Source organism: Streptomyces sp. NPDC051987, from assembly GCF_040680735.1.
Lineage (GTDB): Bacteria > Actinomycetota > Actinomycetes > Streptomycetales > Streptomycetaceae > Streptomyces.
In genome coordinates this window covers 51073-70584 of the sequence record NZ_JBFAXI010000043.1, presented here as the reverse complement: position 1 = coordinate 70584, position 19512 = coordinate 51073, and the positions used below count along the sequence as shown (strand labels likewise).

The 19512-nt window shown below is 72.5% G+C and carries 17 protein-coding genes; 6 read left to right on the top strand and 11 right to left on the bottom strand.

Annotated elements, in window-relative coordinates; translation table 11 throughout:
- Positions 1–227 precede the first annotated feature (227 nt).
- The 4 genes from AB0M11_RS23335 to AB0M11_RS23320 all read left to right on the top strand — a co-directional run bounded on the left by AB0M11_RS23335 (position 228) and on the right by AB0M11_RS23320 (position 4623).
- Entirely contained in the window at positions 228–692 is a 465-nt protein-coding gene (locus AB0M11_RS23335) for an SH3 domain-containing protein (protein WP_365708448.1), read from the top strand.
- Between the two features lie 43 nt (positions 693–735).
- Complete coding sequence (locus AB0M11_RS23330) at positions 736–2097, top strand: FtsW/RodA/SpoVE family cell cycle protein (protein WP_365708446.1); 1362 nt, start codon at positions 736–738, stop codon at positions 2095–2097.
- Positions 2094–3584, top strand: a complete 1491-nt coding sequence (locus AB0M11_RS23325; protein ID WP_365708444.1) for a penicillin-binding transpeptidase domain-containing protein — start codon at positions 2094–2096, stop codon at positions 3582–3584. Before AB0M11_RS23330 ends, AB0M11_RS23325 begins: the two co-directional genes overlap by 4 nt.
- 100 nt (positions 3585–3684) lie before the next feature.
- Positions 3685–4623, top strand: coding sequence for a diiron oxygenase (locus AB0M11_RS23320; RefSeq protein WP_365708442.1), 939 nt, complete (start codon positions 3685–3687; stop codon positions 4621–4623).
- A 96-nt stretch (positions 4624–4719) separates the two neighbouring features.
- Here AB0M11_RS23320 and AB0M11_RS23315 read toward each other — a convergent pair whose 3' ends face one another.
- The 9 genes from AB0M11_RS23315 to AB0M11_RS23275 form a co-directional block, all read right to left on the bottom strand.
- Positions 4720–5862: an NlpC/P60 family protein gene (locus AB0M11_RS23315; RefSeq protein WP_365708440.1), complete on the bottom strand. Its 1143-nt coding sequence runs from the start codon at positions 5860–5862 to the stop codon at positions 4720–4722.
- A gap of 114 nt (positions 5863–5976) precedes the next feature.
- Entirely contained in the window at positions 5977–6255 is a 279-nt protein-coding gene (locus AB0M11_RS23310; protein WP_365708438.1) for a hypothetical protein, read from the bottom strand.
- A 10-nt stretch (positions 6256–6265) separates the two neighbouring features.
- Entirely contained in the window at positions 6266–6919 is a 654-nt protein-coding gene (locus AB0M11_RS23305) for a helix-turn-helix domain-containing protein (RefSeq protein ID WP_365708436.1), read from the bottom strand.
- A 67-nt stretch (positions 6920–6986) separates the two neighbouring features.
- On the bottom strand, positions 6987–7529 hold the full coding sequence (locus AB0M11_RS23300; RefSeq protein WP_365708434.1) for a hypothetical protein: 543 nt from the start codon (positions 7527–7529) through the stop codon (positions 6987–6989).
- Between the two features lie 101 nt (positions 7530–7630).
- Entirely contained in the window at positions 7631–8884 is a 1254-nt protein-coding gene (locus AB0M11_RS23295; RefSeq protein WP_365708432.1) for a styrene monooxygenase/indole monooxygenase family protein, read from the bottom strand.
- A 30-nt stretch (positions 8885–8914) separates the two neighbouring features.
- Complete coding sequence (locus tag AB0M11_RS23290; protein WP_365708430.1) at positions 8915–9550, bottom strand: ATP/GTP-binding protein; 636 nt, start codon at positions 9548–9550, stop codon at positions 8915–8917.
- Positions 9531–9953 (bottom strand): DUF742 domain-containing protein, encoded by a 423-nt coding sequence (locus AB0M11_RS23285; RefSeq protein WP_365708428.1) that lies wholly within the window; start codon positions 9951–9953, stop codon positions 9531–9533. Before AB0M11_RS23285 ends, AB0M11_RS23290 begins: the two co-directional genes overlap by 20 nt.
- On the bottom strand, positions 9950–10453 hold the full coding sequence (locus tag AB0M11_RS23280; protein WP_365708426.1) for a roadblock/LC7 domain-containing protein: 504 nt from the start codon (positions 10451–10453) through the stop codon (positions 9950–9952). The genes AB0M11_RS23285 and AB0M11_RS23280 overlap by 4 nt, the downstream gene beginning before the upstream one ends.
- Positions 10450–13779: a nitrate- and nitrite sensing domain-containing protein gene (locus AB0M11_RS23275; RefSeq protein ID WP_365708424.1), complete on the bottom strand. Its 3330-nt coding sequence runs from the start codon at positions 13777–13779 to the stop codon at positions 10450–10452. Before AB0M11_RS23275 ends, AB0M11_RS23280 begins: the two co-directional genes overlap by 4 nt.
- A gap of 406 nt (positions 13780–14185) precedes the next feature.
- Between AB0M11_RS23275 and AB0M11_RS23270 the strand changes: the two genes are divergently transcribed.
- Positions 14186–14974 (top strand): hypothetical protein, encoded by a 789-nt coding sequence (locus tag AB0M11_RS23270; RefSeq protein ID WP_365708422.1) that lies wholly within the window; start codon positions 14186–14188, stop codon positions 14972–14974.
- Between the two features lie 57 nt (positions 14975–15031).
- Here the strand turns inward: AB0M11_RS23270 and AB0M11_RS23265 are convergent, their stop codons facing one another.
- Positions 15032–15523 (bottom strand): MarR family transcriptional regulator, encoded by a 492-nt coding sequence (locus AB0M11_RS23265; protein WP_365708420.1) that lies wholly within the window; start codon positions 15521–15523, stop codon positions 15032–15034.
- 312 nt (positions 15524–15835) lie between these two features.
- On the opposite strand from AB0M11_RS23265, the gene AB0M11_RS23260 reads away from it, so the two are divergent.
- Complete coding sequence (locus tag AB0M11_RS23260) at positions 15836–16657, top strand: lysozyme (RefSeq protein ID WP_365708418.1); 822 nt, start codon at positions 15836–15838, stop codon at positions 16655–16657.
- 69 nt (positions 16658–16726) lie between these two features.
- Here AB0M11_RS23260 and lon read toward each other — a convergent pair whose 3' ends face one another.
- On the bottom strand, positions 16727–19147 hold the full coding sequence (gene lon, locus AB0M11_RS23255; RefSeq protein ID WP_365708416.1) for an endopeptidase La: 2421 nt from the start codon (positions 19145–19147) through the stop codon (positions 16727–16729).
- Positions 19148–19512: the final 365 nt, after the last annotated feature.

Genomic DNA, 19512 nt, shown 5'->3' with positions numbered 1-19512 from the left:
TGGGGGGGGGGGGGGGGGGGGCTGCGGGCGGGGGGGGGGGGGGGGGCGTCCCCGCCCGTCCCCCGGCGCCCGGCGCGGTCGGCGCGCCCCCCCGCGACCGGCCCTCACCGGCTGGCACATGCACACGGTCCCCAGCCCCCTTCGGCCCAGCGCAGAAGGCGGACCACCCCCACCCCTCCTACCGTGGCGATTGTCCAGGTCCGTACCGATCGCCCGCCGGAGGCCCGATGTTCCGCCGCCGTACCGTCATAGCCGTCGTCACCGCCCTCCTCGCCCTCTGCGGCACCACACCCGCCCTCGCCGGCGACGGGGACGGTGCCGACCCGGGCAGTGGCTGGTACGAGGACCCCGGCGACCCCGACCACCCCGTCGGGATCGGCAACACCGGCGGCGTCGACCAGACCGGCGACCCGCACGCCCCCTACGACCCCTACGCCCCCGGAACCGGCGACCCCGCCCGCTACCGGGGCGTCGTCACCGCGCCGGACGGCATCTGGCTGCGGGACCAGCCGGAGCGGGGCAGCCGGCGGATCCGGTTCGTCCGGAACGGCGAGGAGGTCTCCATCTACTGCCGGGCCCTCGGCGACCTCGTAGACGGCGACCGCGTCTGGTACCTGCTGACCGACGGCACCTGGGCCTGGGGCCCGGCCCGCGACATCGACACCCTGGGGCGCACGCCACGCTGGTGCTGACCAACAAGACCCACAATCGGCACTATATGGGTAGGTTCCGGACATGACCAAGGCCGGAACCACCCTGGCGGCGCCCCCGACCCCCACGTCCGCCGAACGCCTCCCCCGGCGCCGTGGCATCGAACTCTCCCTGATCGTGCTGGCCGTCCTGCTCTGCGTGTACGGCTACTGCGCGGTCGGCCTGGCCAAGACCGGCACCGTCCCGCCCGGCGCCGCCGGTTACGGCGCCGGCCTCGGGGTCCTCGCGCTCGTCGCCCATCTCGCCGTACGCCTGCGCGCCCCTTACGCCGACCCGCTGCCGCTGCCGATCGGCGTGCTGCTCAACGGACTCGGCCTGGTCCTGATCTACCGGCTGGACCTGCAGACCCCCGGCGACCGCGCGGCCCCCGCCCAACTCGTCTGGTCCACCCTGGGCGTCGGCCTGTTCATCATGGTCGTGCTGGTGCTACGCGACCACCGCGTGCTCCAGCGCTACGCGTACGTCTGCGTCGCCGCCGCGCTCGTCCTGCTGCTCCTGCCGATCCTCTTCCCGGCCGTCAACGGGGCCCGGATCTGGGTCCGGATCGCCGGATTCTCCATCCAGCCCAGCGAGTTCGCGAAGGTGCTGCTCGCGGTGTTCTTCGCCGCCTACCTGGCCGCGAACCGCAGCGCGCTCGCGTACGCGGGACGCCGGCTGTGGTTCATGCAGTTCCCGACGGGCCGGGTGCTCGGCCCGATCGTCACGATCTGGCTGGTGAGCGTCGGCGTCCTGGTCCTCGAACGCGACCTCGGCACCTCGCTGCTCTTCTTCGGCCTGTTCGTCGTCATGCTGTACGTCGCCACCGGGCGCACCGGCTGGATCGCCGTGGGCCTGCTGCTCGCGGTGTTCGGCGCGCTGGCCGTCGGCCGGCTCGAACCGCATGTGCACGGCCGTATCGAGGACTGGCTGCATCCGTTCGCCTCGATCGACGCCGGGCAGGGACCCAACCAACTCGCCCAGTCCCTCTTCGCGTTCGCGGCCGGCGGCACCCTCGGCACCGGGCTCGGGCTCGGCCACTCGGTCCTCATCGGCTTCGCCGCCAAGTCGGACTTCATCCTGGCCACCGCGGGCGAGGAACTCGGCCTCGCCGGACTCTCGGCGATCTTCCTCCTCTACGGCCTGCTCGTCGAGCGCGGCTACCGGGCCGGCCTCGCCCTGCGCGACCCCTTCGGCCGGCTCCTCGCGGTCGGGCTGGCCTCGATCGTCGCCCTCCAGGTGTTCGTGATCGCGGGCGGGGTGACCGGGCTGATCCCGCTGACCGGCATGGCGATGCCGTTCCTCGCCCAGGGCGGCTCCTCGGTCGTCACCAACTGGGCGATCGTGGCCCTGCTGATCCGGGTGAGCGACTCGGCCCGCCGCCACTACGACGGGCAGGTGGCGCCATGAGCGCGGGGTACGGCCGTCGGCGGGGCGGCATCGCCGACTACGTCCGGCGGGCCCGCGCCCTGTGCGCCCTGCTGCTGTTCGCCCTCCTCGTCAACGCCGCCCGCGTCCAGGTGGTCAAGGCCCGGGAGTACGACGGCAACCCCGCCAACCGGCGCAACTCGATCGCCCGTTACGGCCTGCCCCGCGGCGACATCCTGGTGGGCGACGCGAAGGTCACCGGCTCCCGGGACAGCGGGGAGCAGCTGCGTTACGAACGCACCTATCCGCAGGGCCCGTTGTACGCCCCGGTCACCGGCTTCTCCTCCCAGCTGTACGGCACGACGTTCCTGGAGCACGCCGAGGACGCGGTGCTCTCCGGGACCGACCCGCTGCTGGCGCCGTTCCCGCTGTGGCGCGACACCCGCCGGACGCGGAGTCCGGGCGGGAACGTCGTCACGACCCTGAACCGGTACGCCCAGGAGGCCGCCTTCCGGGGGCTCGGCTCGCGCAAGGGCGCGGTGGCCGCGATCGAACCGGCGACCGGCCGGATCCTCGCCCTGGTCTCCACCCCGTCGTACGACCCCTCCGAACTGTCCGGCAACAGCCGGGCGGTGGCCTCGGCCTGGGCGCGGCTGAACGGCGACCCGGAGAAGCCGATGCTGAACCGGGCGGTACGGCAGACGTATCCGCCGGGCTCCACCTTCAAGGTGGTCACCGCGGCCGCCGCCCTCGACGCGGGCGTGGTCACCGACCTGGACGCGCCGACCGACTCCCCCGACCCCTACCGGCTGCCGGGCACCACGACCCGGCTGACCAACGAGGGCGACGGCTGTGCGGACGCCTCGCTGCGCACGGCCTTCGAGTGGTCCTGCAACACGGTCTTCGCGAAGCTGGGCGTGGACGTGGGAGCGGCGGACATGACGGCGACGGCCCAGGCGTTCGGCTTCAACGACACCCGGCTGCGCATCCCGTTCACCGCCGCGCCCAGCACCTTCGACACGAGCGTGGACAAGGCGCAGCTGGCCCTGTCGTCGATCGGCCAGTACAACACCCGGGCCACGCCGCTGCAGATGGCGATGGTCGCGGCGGCGGTCGCGGACGGGGGGCTCGCCCGGCCGCCGTACCTGGTGGAGCGGACCGTGCGGCAGACCGGCGAGACGGTCTCGACGGGCGGCGGGGGGCCGGTGCGGCAGGTGATGAGTCCCGCGGCGGCCGCGCGCGTGAAGGAGCTCATGGTCGACGTGGTCCGGGAGGGCACCGGCACCAACGCGGCGATCCGGGGCGCCACGGTCGGCGGCAAGACCGGCACCGCGCAGCACGGCGTCGGCAACTCCGGGGTGCCGTACGCCTGGTTCGTGTCCTGGGCGCAGGCGGACGGCGATCTGGAGCCGAAGGTCGCGGTGGCGGTGGTGGTCGAGGACGCGTCCGCCGACCGCGGCGAGATCAGCGGCGGCGGGGACGCGGCGCCGATCGCGCGGTCGGTGATGCGGGCGGTCCTCGGGTTCTGAGACGCGGAGTCAACAAGTCCTGCCCGAGGGATTGACCGGCTTGCTGACAAGCGGTCTCATAAGGACGACGACGTACCCCGGGTGACGAGGTGAGGGAGCCATGACGACCCTGACGGAAGCCGACGCGGTCGACGGACTGCGGGACGCGCTCGGCCTGCTCAAGGACCGCGAGCAGGTGGCCGAACGGCTGCTGGTCTCCTCCGCGAAGCACTCCTTCGACCCGGACGAGGAGCTGGACTGGGACGCGCCGTTCGAGGACGGCAAGTGGTTCTGGCCGCCGGAGCTGGTGTCGCTGTACGACACGCCGCTGTGGCGGCGGATGGGCGAGGAGCAGCGGATCCTGCTGTCGCAGCACGAGGCCGCCGCGCTGGCCTCGCTGGGCATCTGGTTCGAGCTGATCCTGATGCAGCTGCTGGTCCGGCACATCTACGACAAGGCGGCGACGAGCGCGCACGTGCGCTACGCGCTGACCGAGATCGAGGACGAGTGCCGGCACTCGAAGATGTTCGCGCGGCTGATCTCACGCGGAGACGCGCCCTGGTACCCGGTGAGCCGGGCCCACCAGAACCTGGGCCGCCTCTTCAAGACGATCTCCACGACGCCGGGGTCCTTCACCGCCACCCTGCTGGGCGAGGAGGTCCTCGACTGGATGCAGCGGCTGACCTTCCCGGACGAGCGGGTCCAGCCCCTGGTCCGCGGGGTCACCCGGATCCATGTGGTGGAGGAGGCCCGGCATGTGCGGTACGCCCGCGAGGAGCTGCGCCGGCAGATGGTGACGGCGCCGCGGTGGTCGCAGGAGTTCACGCGGGTCACCTCCGGGGAGTTCGCGCGGGTGTTCTCGGTGGCGTTCGTCAATCCCGAGGTGTACACGAACGTGGGGCTGGACCGGCGGGAGGCGGTGGCGCAGGTGCGGGCGAGCGGGCACCGGCGGGAGGTCATGCAGACGGGGGCGAAGCGGCTGACCGACTTCCTGGACGACATCGGTGTTCTTCGGGGGGCGGGGCGGCGGTTGTGGAGGAGCTCGGGGCTGCTGGCCTGAGTTTCGGGTGCGGGTGCGTGGGGGGCGGGTCGCGCGGTTCCCCGCGCCCCTGGGCAGGTGTCCGCGTCGCGCGTCGACACGGCCCCCGTGCCTCTCCTAGGTAGCAGTCGGCACCGCCGGCTTGAAGGTCCCGAAGCTTTCGTCCGGGCCCTCCGTCGCCGTCTTCGGGATCGACGGGGGCGTGTAGCGGGGCAGGGGCCGGGCCGTGGGATCCGGGCGTACCGCGCCCAGGATCGGGTTGGCCGCGATCGGGGAGACCTTGATCTTCGCGCCGGGGCGGGGGGCCTGGACCACCTTGCCGTCGCCCAGGTAGAGGGCCACGTGGGTGGCCTCGGGGAAGTAGACGACCAGGTCGCCGGGGCGCAGGCGGTTCAGGGGGACGTGGGGCAGGTCGGCCCACTGTTCCTGGCTGGTGCGCGGGATGGGCGTGCCCGCGTGGTCCCAGGCCTGTGAGGTCAGGCCCGAGCAGTCGTACGACGCCGGGCCCGCCGCACCCCACTGGTACGGCTTGCCCAGCTGCTGTACGGCGTAGCGCACCGCGCGGTCGCCCGCCGGGGAGGGGGGCGGTGTCGTCGCGCTCAGGGCGCCGGACGTGGTGAGCTTCCGCTGGGCCTCGGCCGTGCGGTCCTCCTCCAGACCGGCGAGCGCCGCGAGCTGGTCCGCGGTGAGGGAGGCGAGCATGCGCTCCACCTCGGAGAGCCGGGTGCGGATCTCGTCGCGCTGCTTGCGCTGCTGCTCGGCGAGGGTGAGCCGGGTGTCGAACGCGGTGCGGGCCCGGCGGGCGAGGTCGGCCTGCCGGCGCTCGTCGTCCGCGAGGCGGCCCACCGTCTTCGCCCGCTGACGCGCCAGTTCGCCGATGACATGCCCCTCGTCGAGCGCGTGCTGCGGGTCGCGGGCGAGCAGCAGCCGTACGTACGGGGAGATCCCGCCGGCGTTCTGGTACTGCAGCCGGGCCAGCCGGCCGGCCTCGGTCCTGCTGGTGTGCAGGGAGTGCCGGGCGCTGGTCAGCTCGGCGTCCAGGCGGGTCACCTCGGCGCGCTGGCGCTGGAGCTGTTCCGCCGTGGCGTTGTAGGTCTCGGTGGCCCGTTCGGCCTGCCGGTAGGCCTGCTGCAGGTCCGTCAGCAGCTCGGCGACCGGCCGTTCGGGGCCGGGGGCGGCGAGCGCGGGCAGGGGCGTGAGGACGGCCTGGGCCGCCGCCACCGCGGCCGCGCAGGCCAGCCGCAGGTACTTCGCTGACACGTCATCACCTCCGATGCGGGACGGTCTCTCCGTTCCACATCGCGATGATCACGTGATTATCAGATGTGTAGGCGTGGTCCGCGCGGCACGTGTGCGCGATGCGGCCTAACCACCTCACCCTTCGGTGTCACCCGACCTCGACCACGGCCACTTCGGTCCGCCGCCACCCCGGCCCGCCGGGTCGTACACGTACTTCCAGCCCCGGGACAGCCCGAGGCGCCCGCTCTGCCCCCGGGAGACGCGGCGGTAGACCAGGACCGCGGGCGGGCCGCCGGCCGGGTCCGGGACCGGGATGCGGTAGGTCTTCGGGGGGTGCCCGGTCATGCCGAGCAGCACCGGAAGCACCCGCCCGTCCATGGGCCCGCCCTCGAAAGGGGTCTCCTGACTCTTCACGGCACCAGTCTCAGCCATCCGCCGCGAGGGCGTCGACGAGGGCGGCGGTCTGCGGGTCGCGGCGCGCGGTCACGCTGAGCACGGCACCGAACTGGTCCACCAGCCAGTCGCGCAGCTCGTCGAGGGGCGGCTGCTTGTCCTCGTCGAGCCAGATGAGGGAGGCCGCCTCGACGGCGGTGATCCACATCCGGACGGTCATCCGCAGCCGAGGGCCCGGCTCGGCGACGTCCAGGTGGCTGAGAATGTGCTGAGCGGCGGCCCGTCGTACGCCGTCCACGATCGCCGTCGTGCGCGAGGTCTCCACCACGCTGCCGCCCTGCAGCAGGGCGCTGAAGCCGGCGTCGTGCTGGTCGACGAAGGCGAGGTAGCGGTCCAGGGCCCTGGAGAGGCGAGGGAGCAGGGGTCCCTCGCGGGGCTCGTCGAAGCAGTGCTCCAGCTCCTCGGCCGCGGACCTGAGCGCGGCCTCGTAGAGCTGCTGCTTGCCTCCGGGGAAGTACCGGTAGACCAGGGGGCGGGAGACCCCGGCCGCCTCCGCCACGTCGTCGAGCGAGACGTCCTCGGGGGCGCGGTGCGCGAAGAGGGAGAGCGCCGCGTCGAGCAGCTGGCTGCGCCGTTCCTCGACGGACAGCCTGCGATAGGCGGGGGTGGCGGCCGGCGGGGTCATGAGAGCAGCGTAGTCGTCCGGCCGCGGACGCGTTGTGGCTGGTCGGAACCGGGAAACGGCGCCCGGCCTAGGCGGGCGGGGCGAAGGGGTCACCAGGCGGCGCCGACGGGCCGCCCGCCACCATCCACGGCGGCGGGACCGGAGTCCAGTCCGGGCCGCGGTGGTCCAGCCACCACCTGCCGATGGTGTGGAACTTCTCCTCGAAGCCGCGGTCCCAGCTGAGGAAACCGGTGCTCGGCGCCCGCAGGCGGGTGGCACGGCCGCCCGCTTCGTAGAGCACGACGATCCGGCTCCCGGCGTAGGACTCCATCTGGACGGCCTGGACGTCCGACCACGGGATGGTCCGGCGGCGGAAGTTGTGCACGACGGCCGCCGTCGGCGTGAGCGTGACCCCGAACGACCGGGAGGTGAGCACCGACAGGGGCACCAGGACACCCCAGATGACCAGCCCTGAGCCGATCAGGGGATCAATGGATCCACCGTCCCACCAGAGCAGGAGCTGAAAGGCCAGGGCGACGCCTGCCGGAATGACGGGCAGCAACCGTTGGCCGAGCGTCGACCGGTAACGGACACCTTCCGGCGGCACCGCCGCACCCTGTGATTCCTGCACCGGCCCGCCCCTCGTACGACGCGGCCGGCCCTGGCCCGTCACCGCCAGGACAGGATGGCGGGCCGGGGGCACGCTGTCCATCCGCCCGGGGCAAAGGTTCGTCAGGCCCCCGCCACCGACGCCAGGTAGGCCTCCGTCTTCGCCGGCTCGTAGAAGAAGTTCTCGAAGTCGGCGGGGTCGTCGAAGGCGTTGGCGAAGCGGTCGGCGACCGGCTGGAGCTGGCCCGCCGCGCCGATCAGGTTGAGGATGTGCTCCGGCGGGGGCGCCAGCATGGCGTTCGTCCACTTGGTGACGTGCTGGGCCGTGTTCCAGTAGCGGTCGAACGTCGCCTGCATCCAGGTCTCGTCGAACTCCTGGTCGCCGTGGTCCAGAATCGAGTCGAGGTAGGCGGCGGCGCACTTGGCGGCGGAGTTCGAACCCTGGCCGGTGATCGGGTCGTTGGCCACGACGACGTCCGCGACGCCGAGGACCAGACCGCCGCCGGGGAGGCGGCCGATCGGGTTGCGGACGGTGGGGGCGTAGCGGCCCGCGAGGGTGCCGCCGGCGTCGGTCAGTTCGACCTTGGTCGCCCGCGCGTACTCCCAGGGGGTGTACCGCTCCATGAGTTCCAGGGTCAGGGAGAGGTGCTCCCCGGGGTCCTTGACGCCGTTGAAGACGTCCAGCGGGCCGCCGGGTATGCCCTCCCAGAACAGGATGTCGGCCGGTCCCGAGGTGGTCAGGGTCGGCATCACGAAGAGCTCGCCGACGCCGGGGACCAGATTGCAGCGGACCGCGTAGTAGTCCGGGTGCTCGGGGCGGGGGCCGAGGCCGTGGACGTAGGCGACGGCGAGCGCGCGCTGCGGTTCGGTGTAGGCCGAGCGGGAGGCGTCCCGGCCGAACATCTGCACCAGTTCGCCCTTGCCGGCCGAGACCAGCACCAGGTCGTAGGTGCGGGCGAAGTAGTCGAGGTCGCCGACGGCCGCGCCGTGGATGACCAGCTGGCCGCCGCGCTGCGCGAAGGTCTCCATCCAGCCGGCCATCTTCACCCGCTGGTCCACCGACTGCGCGTACCCGTCGAGCCTGCCCACCCAGTCGATGGCGCGGGCCGCGGGGCCCCCGCCCCAGGAGCCCGGGGCCGCGACCGAGACGCCGAGTCCTTCGATCTTCGGGGCCTGGGACTCCCAGAAGTTCAGCTGGAGATCGCGCTCGTGCTGCAGTGCCGTGTGGAACATGCACTGCGTCGACATGACCCGGCCGGAGCGGATCTCGTCGGCGGTCCGGTTCGACATCAGGGTGACCTCGTAGCCGTGCGACTGGAGGCCGAGGGCGAGCTGGAGACCGGACTGGCCGGCCCCCACGACGAGTATCTTCCGCATGCGGTGGTGGCTCCTAAGGGTTCAGAAGAACTACTCGGGTGTTTCGTCCAGCGCGTGGGCAACCAGGGACAGCAGCGTCTCGATGGCCGAGATCCGACGGCGGGCATCCATGATCATTACAGGTATGCGCGCCGGGATCGTCAACGCCTCGCGCACGTCCTCGGGTTCGAACCGCTCGCTGCCGTCGAAGTGGTTGACCGCGACGACGTACGGCATCCCGCAGCTCTCGAAGTAGTCCAGCGCCGGGAAGCAGTCCTTCAGGCGCCGGGTGTCCGCGAGGACGACGGCGCCGATCGCGCCGCGCACCAGGTCGTCCCACATGAACCAGAACCGCTGCTGGCCCGGCGTGCCGAACAGGTACAGCACCAGGTCGTCGTCGAGCGTGATGCGGCCGAAGTCCATGGCCACGGTCGTGGTGAGCTTGCCGGGCGTGGCGGTGAGGTCGTCGGTCTCCTCGCTCGCCTCGGTCATCAGCGCCTCGGTCTGCAGGGGCGTGATCTCGGAGACGGCGGTGACCAGCGTGGTCTTGCCGACGCCGAAGCCGCCGGCCACGACTATCTTGGTGGCGATAGGGGCCCGGCTGCGGTCCGTCTGCCAGGACCGCGGCTGCTCCTCTCCGTCGAGGAGCGGGTCGACGGCGGTGGCGTCAGAGACGGCGTAGTCCACTCAGCACCCTTTCCAGCAGAGCGCGGTCCGGGCGGCCCACGCCGTGCCCGGTACCGGTTCCGTACACACGGATCTTTCCCTGGTCCGCGAGGTCGCTGAGCAGGACCCGGACCACACCGAGCGGCATCTTCAGCAGCGCGGCGATCTCGGCCACCGTACGCATACGGCGGCACAGTTCGACGATGGCCTGCATCTCGGGCATCACCCGGGTGCTGAGCGAGCCGTTCGTCAGTTCCTTGCGCTCCTCTGGGGCCTCGAGCGCGGCCACGAACGTCTCCACGAGGAGGACGTGGCCGAAGCGGGTGCGGCCGCCGGTGAGCGAGTAGGGGCGGACGCGGGCGGGTTTGCGGTCGCCGCCCCGTACCGGGAGGCTCTGCCTGTGGTTCTTCGGCGCGCTGCTCATCGGCCGCTCCTCGGGGCGTCGCCCTCCAGGGACCTGCGTAGCTCGGTGCGGAGTTCGGGGGTGAGGACGTGGCCGGCCCGGCCGACGAACAGGGCCATGTGATAGGCCACGACGCTCATGTCGCACTCCGCGCTGCCGTGCACGCCCAGCAGCGAGCCGTCGCTGATCGACATCACGAAGAGGCTGCCCTCGTCCATCGCGACCATCGTGTGCTTCACCCCGCCGTAGTCCATCAGCCTGGCGGCGCCGACGGTGAGGCTGCCGATGCCGGAGACGATGGTGGCGAGGTCGGCGGCGGAGCCGCGCGGGCCCGTCCGCTTGTCCTTCCTGGCCTCGCGGGCCTCCTCGTTCCGGCCGGGGTCGGAGGAGAGCAGGAGCAGTCCGTCGGAGGAGACCACCGCGACGGACTGGATACCGGGCACCTCCTCGATGAGGTTGCTCAGCAGCCAGTGCAGGTTGCGAGCCTCACTGCTCAGTCCGAAGGTACTGGGCGCGGTCAACTGCTTGCCTCCTCGACTGTGCCCCCCGTGGCTTCTTCGGATACGGCTGTTCCGGGTGCGGTTCGTGCGGTGCTCGGCACCTTGTTCTGCCCCGTCTGTTCGGCGATCTCCGCCTCGACGTCCCGCCGGCCGGCGTCGGCGCCCCGGCGGAAGCCGCCGAGCCTGCGGCGGAGGGCATCCGCGTCGACGCCGGTGCTGCGCTGGCGGGGCGGTGGGGCGGGAGCGGTGATCTTGGGGGTGCGCTTGGGGAGGCCCTTGCTGGTGACCGGGTCCTCGGATTCGCCTTCGACGGTCTCGTCCCCACCCGCACCCCCCGTGCGGCGTTCCTGGTCGGCCGCGGGTGTCCCCGGCGGGGCGTACTCGCCGCCGGCGACCGCGGACCGAGTACGCGAGTGGTCCTCGACGCCCCCGACCGACTGCCGGGCCGACCGGACGTCCTCGGCAGCCGACGGCGACCGCCGCCCTTCCTCGGCGCCGACCGGCTGCGAACCCGCGGGGTCCCCCGCACCGAACGGCAGCAAACCCGTGGGGTCCCCCGCGCCGACCTGCTGCGGACGCGAGTGGTCCTCGGCGGCGGCCGACGGCGAGCGCCAGCCTTCCACGGCGTCAACCGGCAGCGAACCCGCACGGTCCTCGGCGCCTGTCGGCTGCGAGCGCCAGCCCTCCACGGCGTCAACCGGCGGCAAACCCGCGCGGTTCTCGGCGCCAACCGGCTGCGAGCGCCGGGCTTCCCCGGTGTCGAGCGGTGGGGAGTCCGGGCGGGGCTCCGGGGCGGCTTGGTGCTGGTTCCAGACGTTCTCGGTGCCCGTCTGCTGGGGGCGGGTCCAGATGTCGGCGTCGGCGGGGTGGTCCCGTTCCTCGGGCGGTGCCGTTTCCGCCGTCGGCTCCAGCGGGAGCAGCAGCTCCATCGTCGTCTCGGCGAACGTCTCGGCCGGTGCCTTCGGGCGGGCCGTCGGCTCGGGTTCCGCCGGCTTCGGCGGGGCCGACTCGCCGTGCGCGGCGTCCTCGTCGGCCCGCCGTGTCCCCGCGGCCTCCGCGTCGGCCTCTGTCCGGGCCACGCCCGGCCCCTCGGCCGCCGGGTCGGGCGCGCAGGGGCGGGCGTTCTGTACCGCCTTTTCCGCCAGGGTCACCAGGGGGTCGCCGGTGGTGCGGCCGTGCAGGACGTTGGAGTTGACCTCCGCGTCCGCGCCGGGCAGGGAGAAGGGGTGGGCGGCGGTGGTCGCGGGCTGCGGGGCCTTGGGCACGGGGGCGGCGGCCAGCAGGGGCTGGGGCAGGACCACGACCGCGGCCACCCCGCCCTGCTTCTGCTCGCGCAGCTGCACGCGGACGCCGTGCCGGTGGGCGAGGCGGGCGACCACGTAGAGGCCGAGGCCGAGACCGTCCTCGCCCTGCTGGTCGTACGGCGACTCGGGGTCGAACTCGGCGAGGCGGGCGTTGAGGCGGACCATGCGGTCGGCGGTCATGCCGATGCCCTCGTCCTGGACGGAGAGCATGACCTCGCCGCTCTCCAGCAGCCAGCCGGAGATCTCGACGGGCACGTCGGGCGGGGAGGACGCGGTGGCGTTCTCCATGAGTTCCGCGAGGAGGTGGGAGAGGTCGTCCGCCGCGAACCCCGCCACGTGCGCGTGCGGGGGCAGGGAGGCGATCCGGACCCGGTCGTAGCGCTCGATCTCGCTGACCGCCGCCCGGACCACGTCCACCAGCGGGATCGGGCCCGCGTGCTGCTGGACGTGTTCGGTGCCGGCGAGGACCAGGAGGTTCTCGCTGTGGCGGCGCATGACCGTGGCGAAGTGGTCGAGCTTGAAGAGGGTCGACAGGCGGTCGGGGTCCTGTTCGCGCTCCTCCAGGGTCTCGATGACGGCCAGCTGACGTTCCACCAGGCCGAGGGTGCGCAGCGCGAGGTTGACGAAGGTGGAGCCGATACTGGTGCGCAACCGCTCCAGCTGGGCGGCGGCGTCGGTGACCTCGGCGCGCAGCTCCTCGCGGGCTTCCGCCATCTTCTGGCGCTGGCCGACCAGGTGCTTGCGGTCGGTCTCCAGGGTGGCGATCCGGTCGTACAGCTCCACGGCGTGCGCGTGCAGGGCGTTGACCGAGCGGACCACCTGGGCGAACTCGTCGTTGCGGCCGGTGAAGGTGATCGGTTCCTCGGTGCGCGGGTCCTCGGCCCCGGCCAGGCGGGCGGAGCCGCGGCGGACCACGGAGAGGGGGCGGGTGAGGCTGCGCGCCATGGCGGTGGCGATGCCGACCGCGACCAGCATCAGGGCGCCGACCACCGCGACCCGGATCTCCAGCGCCTTGACGTCGTCGTCGCGGAGCCGGGCGAGGTCCTTGGTGCGGCGGTCGTAGAGGGCGGACTCCACGCCGCGCATCAGGTCGACGCGGGCGGACAGCGCCGCGTCCAGTTTCTTGACGCCGGTGCCGAGGTCGTCCGCCGAGAGGGTCGGCTGGTCGGTGAGGGCGGCCAGGTACTTGTCGGCGTCGTTGACGTCACCGCCGGTGACCGTGGAGTCGTACGACTCCACCGCCGTCTTCGGCGCCGTGTCACGGAAGTCGGCGAGCGCCGCGTCGGCGCGCAGCCTGGCCTGCTGGGCGGCGGCGGTGAGTGCGTCGCGCTGTTTCCGGTCGGCCTCGGAGGTGACCTTGGTCGTCGTGGCGAGACCGGTGATCGGGCTGATCGTGGTCTGGGTGGTGGTCGGGATGTTCAGGGCGGCCAGGAGCAGGCCGCGGGCGGCGGCGGACTGCTGGACGGCGGAGTCCAGCTCGGCGAGCGCGTAGGCGCCGGAGCCGGCCCTGGGGGGCATCTGCTCGGCCAGGTCGGTGGCGAGCCGGTGGAGTTCGGTGATGGTCCCGGAGTACGCCTGGTACGCCTGCAGGGCGGTGCTCTGGCCGGTGAGCGCGGAGCGCCGGACGGCGGCGATGCCGTCGAGGTCGGTGCGCAGCCAGCCGGGGGTGTCGGTGTCCGCGCGCAGGTCCTCGACCTGGCGGTCGACGCGGGCGCTGCGGTCCTCCGAGGGGGCCTTGGACTTGGGGCGGCCCGCCGCGATGTAGGAGGTGACCTCGTCGCGCTCGTCGGCGAGCGAGTGGGCCAGCGCGAGCGCGTTCTGGGTGCGGCCGGCGAGCGTCACCAGGTCCTGGGAGTCGCTCAGCTGCCCGGAGGCGGTCAGCAGGGCGGGCGCGCCGGCCCCGGCGATCGCGGCGGCGACCACCGCCACGGCCACGATCAGCCGGGTGCGGACGTGCTTGGGGCGTCCGGTGCCGACGGGGGCCGCGGCGCCCGTTTCGGAGGCCGTCCTGTTGCCTGTGCGCCGAGGCCGCGTCTTCTGCACCGGTGCTCGCATTCCTGAACTCGTGTACCCAAGGGGTCGGGTGGCACCCCGTCATCATCCCCGGCATTCGGTGCCAAGTGGTGCACGCGCCCGATGCGTGCGCCTGTACGTCGGTCCCCGACCCTCCCAGCGCCGGTGGGCAGTGGTCTCGCATCGACCCACCCGCCACCCGAAGGAGTGAACATCGGACGGGAGTTGGCGGGCAAGTTCCGGCGGACCGTGCGGGGTCCTTTTCCGGCTGGCCGGTTGGACGCGGACGGCAGGCTTTGGCAGGATTCGCCACCGCACCTTCCCGGAGTGCGCCATTCCACCCCAAAACAGGCGGCTGACCTGCGAGGCCGTGTCAATTCCCGGATTGTTGCCAGCCTTTGGCGAAGCCTGTGAAGAGGTCGTGCAGACTGGCTGAATGCGTACTGAAGTCGTTTCGGAGCCCGGTGCCCCCGACCGCCCCAACGAGGACTTCGCCGGTGTCGGACTTCCAGCCTCGGGGCAGGGCGGTTGTGTGATCGTCCTGGACGGGGTCACCCCGCCGCGGGACGGCACCGGTTGTCTGCATTCCGTCCCCTGGTTCACCGCGCGGCTGGGCGGTGCACTGACCGAACTGACCCTTTCGCGAGGAGATCTGACGCTGCGGGAAATCCTCGAACAGGCGATCGGCCGCACAGCCGCCGCACATGTCGGCACCTGTGACCTTTCTCACCCGCGCACGCCGCAAGCGACGGTCGTGCTGAGCCGCTGGTCCGAGGAGACCCTGGAGTTCCTGGTCCTGTCCGACTCCGTGCTGCTCCTGAGGTCCCCGCAGGGCACGGTGACACCGGTCCTGGACGACCGGCTCGACCGGGTGCCGCGCGCCTCGCTGGCCTCGGACGCGATCGCCGACGCGACGGTACGCAACAAGGAGGGCGGCTTCTTCACCGCCGCCGCCGACCCGTCGGTGGCGGCCCGCGCGGTCACCGGGACCGTGCCGCGCGCCGAGGTCGGCGCGCTGGCCGCGCTCACGGACGGGGCGGCCCGGTGGACCGAGAAGTTCCGCGAGGGCGACTGGACGGCCCTGCTCGACGTCATACGCAAGGAGGGGGCGCGGGCGCTGGTCGACCGGGTGCGGGAGCTGGAGGCGGCCGACCGGGAGGAGCGGGTGTTCCTGCGGCGGAGCAAGACGCACGACGACGCGACGGTGGTGTACGTCGAGTGGTGAGGCACCGGCGCCCGGTGCCGGCTACTTCTCCATGACCGCCTACTTCCCCATGACCGCCTACTTCTCCATGACACGGTTCAACTGGTGAAGCAGTCGGGCCAGTTCCGCGACCTCGGTGCGCTCCCAGTGGGCGAGCTGGCGGACGTAACGGCCCCGGCGGGCCTCGCGGACGGTGCCGACCCGGCGCCGGCCCTCGTCGGTGAGGGCGACCAGCCAGGCCCGTCCGTCGGCCGGGTCGGGCTCGCGGGCGATCAGGCCGAGCTCCTCCAGGGCGCGCAGCTGGCGGGACATGGTGGCCTTGCCGACGCCGATGTAGGCGGCCAGTTCGGTGGCCCGCTGACCGCCGCACTCGTCGAGCCGGACGAGCAGTCCGTAGGCGGCGGACTCCAGGTCGGGGTGGACCTCCCGGGCCATCTCGCCCTGACTGGCCCGCGCGCGGCGCAGCAGCACCGTCAACTCGCGCTCCAGAGCGAGGAATTCCTGGTCCGCACCGCTCGGCGTCAACACGGTGGCGGCGCGTCGTTCCTCGCCCTTGTCGTCCTCGTGCACGTCAGCACCCCTGATCGGTTTCGCAGTCCTGAAAGTTTCCGTCAATCCCCGTCGTCACCGCGGCTCGCCAAGTATTCCGCAGGCGCAGACCAGCGGCAGCCTCCGGACCGCCTCCCCGGGGGCCGCCCCGTGCGCGGCGTCGGTGCGCCCCCGACCTTGTATGGCATGCGCACGCCACCAGATGCCCACGCCGTGCGGCACCGCGCGTGACGCCAGGTGCGGCACCGCGTGTGACACCGCGTCGTGTCGCGGCGCCTGGCGCGACCGCCTCTGGCATATCTGGGACCTCACCTCACCCCACGGAGGCACGTCATGCCCGTACACAGACCCGCCCCCTCCCGCGTCACCGCCCTGCTGGCGCTGCTGCTCGCGGCGCTCGCCCCGGTCCCCGCCCACGCCGACCCGACCGGCCCGACCGTCCCGGTGCGCGGCTCGGCGTACATGGGCATCGGCGTGCTGGCCCACGACGGCCAGAGCGGCACGCCCAAGACCGGCGTCGCCACCCAGACGGAGGGCGTCGACGTCGCCAGCTACCAGGGCGACGTCTCCTGGTCGACCCTGCTGAGCGGCGGGGTCAGATGGGCGTACACCAAGGCGACGGAAGGCACGTACTACACGAACCCCTCCTTCACCCAGCAGTACAACGGCTCCTACGACGTCGGCATGATCCGCGGCGCCTACCACTTCGCGACCCCGGACACCACCGGCGGCGCCGCCCAGGCCGACTATTTCGTCGACCACGGCGGCGGCTGGTCCAAGGACGGCCGGACCCTGCCCGGCGTCCTGGACATCGAGTGGAACCCGTACGGCGCGGCCTGCTACGGCAAGTCCGCGAGCGGGATGGTCACCTGGATCAAGGACTTCCTGACCAGGTACAAGGAGCGCACCGGCCGCGCCGCCGTCATCTACACGGCGACCAGCTGGTGGTCCGACTGCACCGGCGACTACGCCGGCTTCGCCACCGCCAACCCGCTGTGGATCGCCCGCTACGCCTCGGAGGTGGGCACCCTGCCGGCCGGCTGGTCGGCGTACACGATGTGGCAGTACACCTCGACCGGCCCGACGGTCGGTGACCACGACAAGTTCAACGGCGCCGTGGACAAGGTGGCCGCGTTCGCCGACAACACCCCCTAGGGGCGGCGCGCACAGGGCGAAGGCCCGGACCCGCAGGGGGTCCGGGCCTTGCGCATCCGGCAGCGTCCGTCACGCCGCTACCGGAACCTCCGGCGCCGCGCCGTTCGTGGCGGGCGCGAGCGCCAGCTCCAGGACCTGGCGGACGTCGGTCACGGCGTGGACGTCGAGCTTGTCCAGCACCTCGGCCGGGACGTCGTCCAGGTCGGCCTCGTTGCGCTTGGGGATGATGACGGTCGTCACCCCGGCGCGCTGGGCGGCGAGCAGCTTCTGCTTCACGCCGCCGATCGGCAGCACCCGGCCGGTCAGCGAGACCTCGCCGGTCATGGCGACGTCCGTGCGGACCAGGCGACCGGAGAGCAGGGACGCCAGGGCCGTGGTCATCGTGACGCCCGCGCTCGGACCGTCCTTCGGGACCGCGCCCGCCGGGAAGTGGATGTGCACACCCCGGTCCTTCAGGTCGCCGACCGGCAGTTCCAGTTCGGCGCCGTGCGAGCGGAGGAAGGACAGGGCGATCTGCGCCGACTCCTTCATCACGTCACCCAGCTGACCGGTGAGGGTCAGCCCGGCCGCGCCCGTCTCCGGGTCGGCCAGGGAGGCCTCGACGAAGAGCACGTCGCCGCCGGCGCCGGTGACCGCGAGGCCCGTCGCCACGCCCGGGACCGCCGTGCGGCGCTCGGCCGGGTCCTGGGCGGACTCGGGCACGTGGTGCGGCCGGCCGATCAGGGCCCGCAGGTCTTCGTCCCTGACCGTGAACGGCAGTTCCCGCTCGCCCAGTTCGTGCTGGGCCGCGACCTTGCGCAGCAGCCGGGCGATCGACCGCTCCAGAGTGCGCACGCCCGCCTCACGGGTGTACTCGCCGGCGAGCTTGCGCAGCGCGCTCTCGTCGAGGGTCACCTCGTCCTCGGCGAGCCCCGCCCGCTCCAGCTGGCGCGGGAGCAGGTGGTCACGGGCGATGACGACCTTCTCGTCCTCGGTGTAGCCGTCGAGGCGGACCAGCTCCATACGGTCGAGCAGGGCCTCCGGGATCGCCTCCAGGACGTTGGCGGTGGCGAGGAAGACGACGTCGGACAGGTCGAGTTCGACTTCCAGGTAGTGGTCGCGGAAGGTGTGGTTCTGCGCCGGGTCCAGGACCTCCAGGAGGGCGGCCGCGGGGTCGCCGCGGAAGTCGGAGCCCACCTTGTCGATCTCGTCGAGCAGGACGACCGGGTTCATCGAGCCGGCCTCCTTGATCGCGCGCACGATCCGGCCGGGCAGCGCGCCGACGTAGGTACGCCGGTGACCGCGGATCTCGGCCTCGTCGCGGACACCGCCGAGGGCGACGCGGACGAACTTGCGGCCCATCGCGTGCGCGACCGACTCACCGAGCGAGGTCTTGCCGACACCGGGCGGGCCGACGAGGGCCAGCACGGCACCGCCGCGGCGGCCGCCGATGACCCCGAGCCCCCGGTCGCTGCGGCGCTTGCGCACCGCCAGGTACTCGGTGATCCGCTCCTTCACGTCCTCCAGGCCGGCGTGCTCGGCGTCCAGGATCGCCTTGGCACCCTGGATGTCGTACGCGTCCTCGGTCCGCTCGTTCCACGGCAGTTCGAGCACCGTGTCCAGCCAGGTGCGGATCCACGAGCCCTCGGGCGACTGGTCGCTGGACCGCTCCAGCTTGTCGACCTCCTTGAGGGCGGCCTCGCGGACCTTCTCCGGCAGGTCGGCGGCCTCCACGCGGGCGCGGTAGTCGTCGGACTCCTCGCCGTCCTTCGCGGCGTCGCCGTTCAGCTCGCGCAGCTCCTTGCGGACCGCCTCCAGCTGACGGCGGAGCAGGAACTCACGCTGTTGCTTGTCGACGCCCTCCTGGACGTCCTTGGCGATGGTCTCCGCCACGTCCTGCTCGGCGAGGTGGTCGCGCAGCTGCTGGGTGGCCAGCTTCAGGCGGGCGACCGCGTCGACGGTCTCCAGCAGCTCGATCTTCTGCTCGGTGGTCAGGAAGGGCGAGTAACCGGAGTTGTCGGCGAGCTGCGACACGTCGTCGATGGCCTGCACCCGGTCCACGACCTGCCAGGCGCCGCGCTTGCGCAGCCAGGCGGTGGCGAGGGCCTTGTACTCCTTGACCAGTTCGGTGACGTGACCGGGCACCGGGTCCGGGACGTTCTCGTCGATACGGGTGCCCTCCACCCACAGGGCGGCACCCGGGCCGGTGGTGCCGGCGCCGATGCGCACCCGGTAGCGCCCGCGGATCAGCGCGCCCGGGTCACCGTCGGCCAGGCGGCCGACCTGCTCCACGGTGCCGAGCACACCGGTGCCGGGGTAGCTCCCGTCGACCCGCGGCACCAGCAGCACCTTGGGCTTGCCGGGCTCGGTACGGGCGGCGGCCTGCGCCGCCTCCACGGCGGCGCGCACATCAGGGTCCTTCAGGTCCAGCGGGACCACCATCCCGGGCAGCACGACCTCGCCGTCGAGAGGCAGCACAGGGAGGGTGAGTGATGCGGACGTCGAAGCCATGATCTCCCCTTCGGCAGTCAACTTGAGTTATGCCGACTCAATGCATGTGAGCCACCGAATGTTCCCAGGAGTGCGTTCGCTCTGAGCGATCGGCTGCCGACCTGGGCGTAAGCGGGATACGGCAGAAGAGGCAGCCGGGGCCCACGCCTTGCAGAACCAGCGACCGGCGGGGGCTCATTCCCGGCGCAGCCGTCCGGCGGACCCGTCACCTCCCGGCTCCGGCACCCCTGAACGCACCCGGAAGGGGCGCGGGGAACTGCGCGAGCACCCACCCGAAACCCGCACCCGCCCACCACGGGGCGCCACCGGACCCACTGAACGAACCGGACCCACGTGACGAACCGGGCCCACCGAACGAACCGGGC

Bases quoted from the DNA above. Each gene is read 5' to 3' on its own strand.
- AB0M11_RS23335 (WP_365708448.1), top strand. From the start codon at position 228: ATGTTCCGCCGCCGTACCGTCATAGCCGTCGTCACCGCCCTCCTCGCC.
- AB0M11_RS23320 (WP_365708442.1), top strand. From the start codon at position 3,685: ATGACGACCCTGACGGAAGCCGACGCGGTCGACGGACTGCGGGACGCG.
- AB0M11_RS23325 (WP_365708444.1), top strand. From the start codon at position 2,094: ATGAGCGCGGGGTACGGCCGTCGGCGGGGCGGCATCGCCGACTACGTC.
- AB0M11_RS23270 (WP_365708422.1), top strand. From the start codon at position 14,186: ATGCGTACTGAAGTCGTTTCGGAGCCCGGTGCCCCCGACCGCCCCAAC.
- AB0M11_RS23330 (WP_365708446.1), top strand. From the start codon at position 736: ATGACCAAGGCCGGAACCACCCTGGCGGCGCCCCCGACCCCCACGTCC.
- AB0M11_RS23260 (WP_365708418.1), top strand. From the start codon at position 15,836: ATGCCCGTACACAGACCCGCCCCCTCCCGCGTCACCGCCCTGCTGGCG.
- AB0M11_RS23305 (WP_365708436.1), bottom strand. From the start codon at position 6,919: ATGACCCCGCCGGCCGCCACCCCCGCCTATCGCAGGCTGTCCGTCGAG.
- lon (WP_365708416.1), bottom strand. From the start codon at position 19,147: ATGGCTTCGACGTCCGCATCACTCACCCTCCCTGTGCTGCCTCTCGAC.
- AB0M11_RS23295 (WP_365708432.1), bottom strand. From the start codon at position 8,884: ATGCGGAAGATACTCGTCGTGGGGGCCGGCCAGTCCGGTCTCCAGCTC.
- AB0M11_RS23285 (WP_365708428.1), bottom strand. From the start codon at position 9,953: ATGAGCAGCGCGCCGAAGAACCACAGGCAGAGCCTCCCGGTACGGGGC.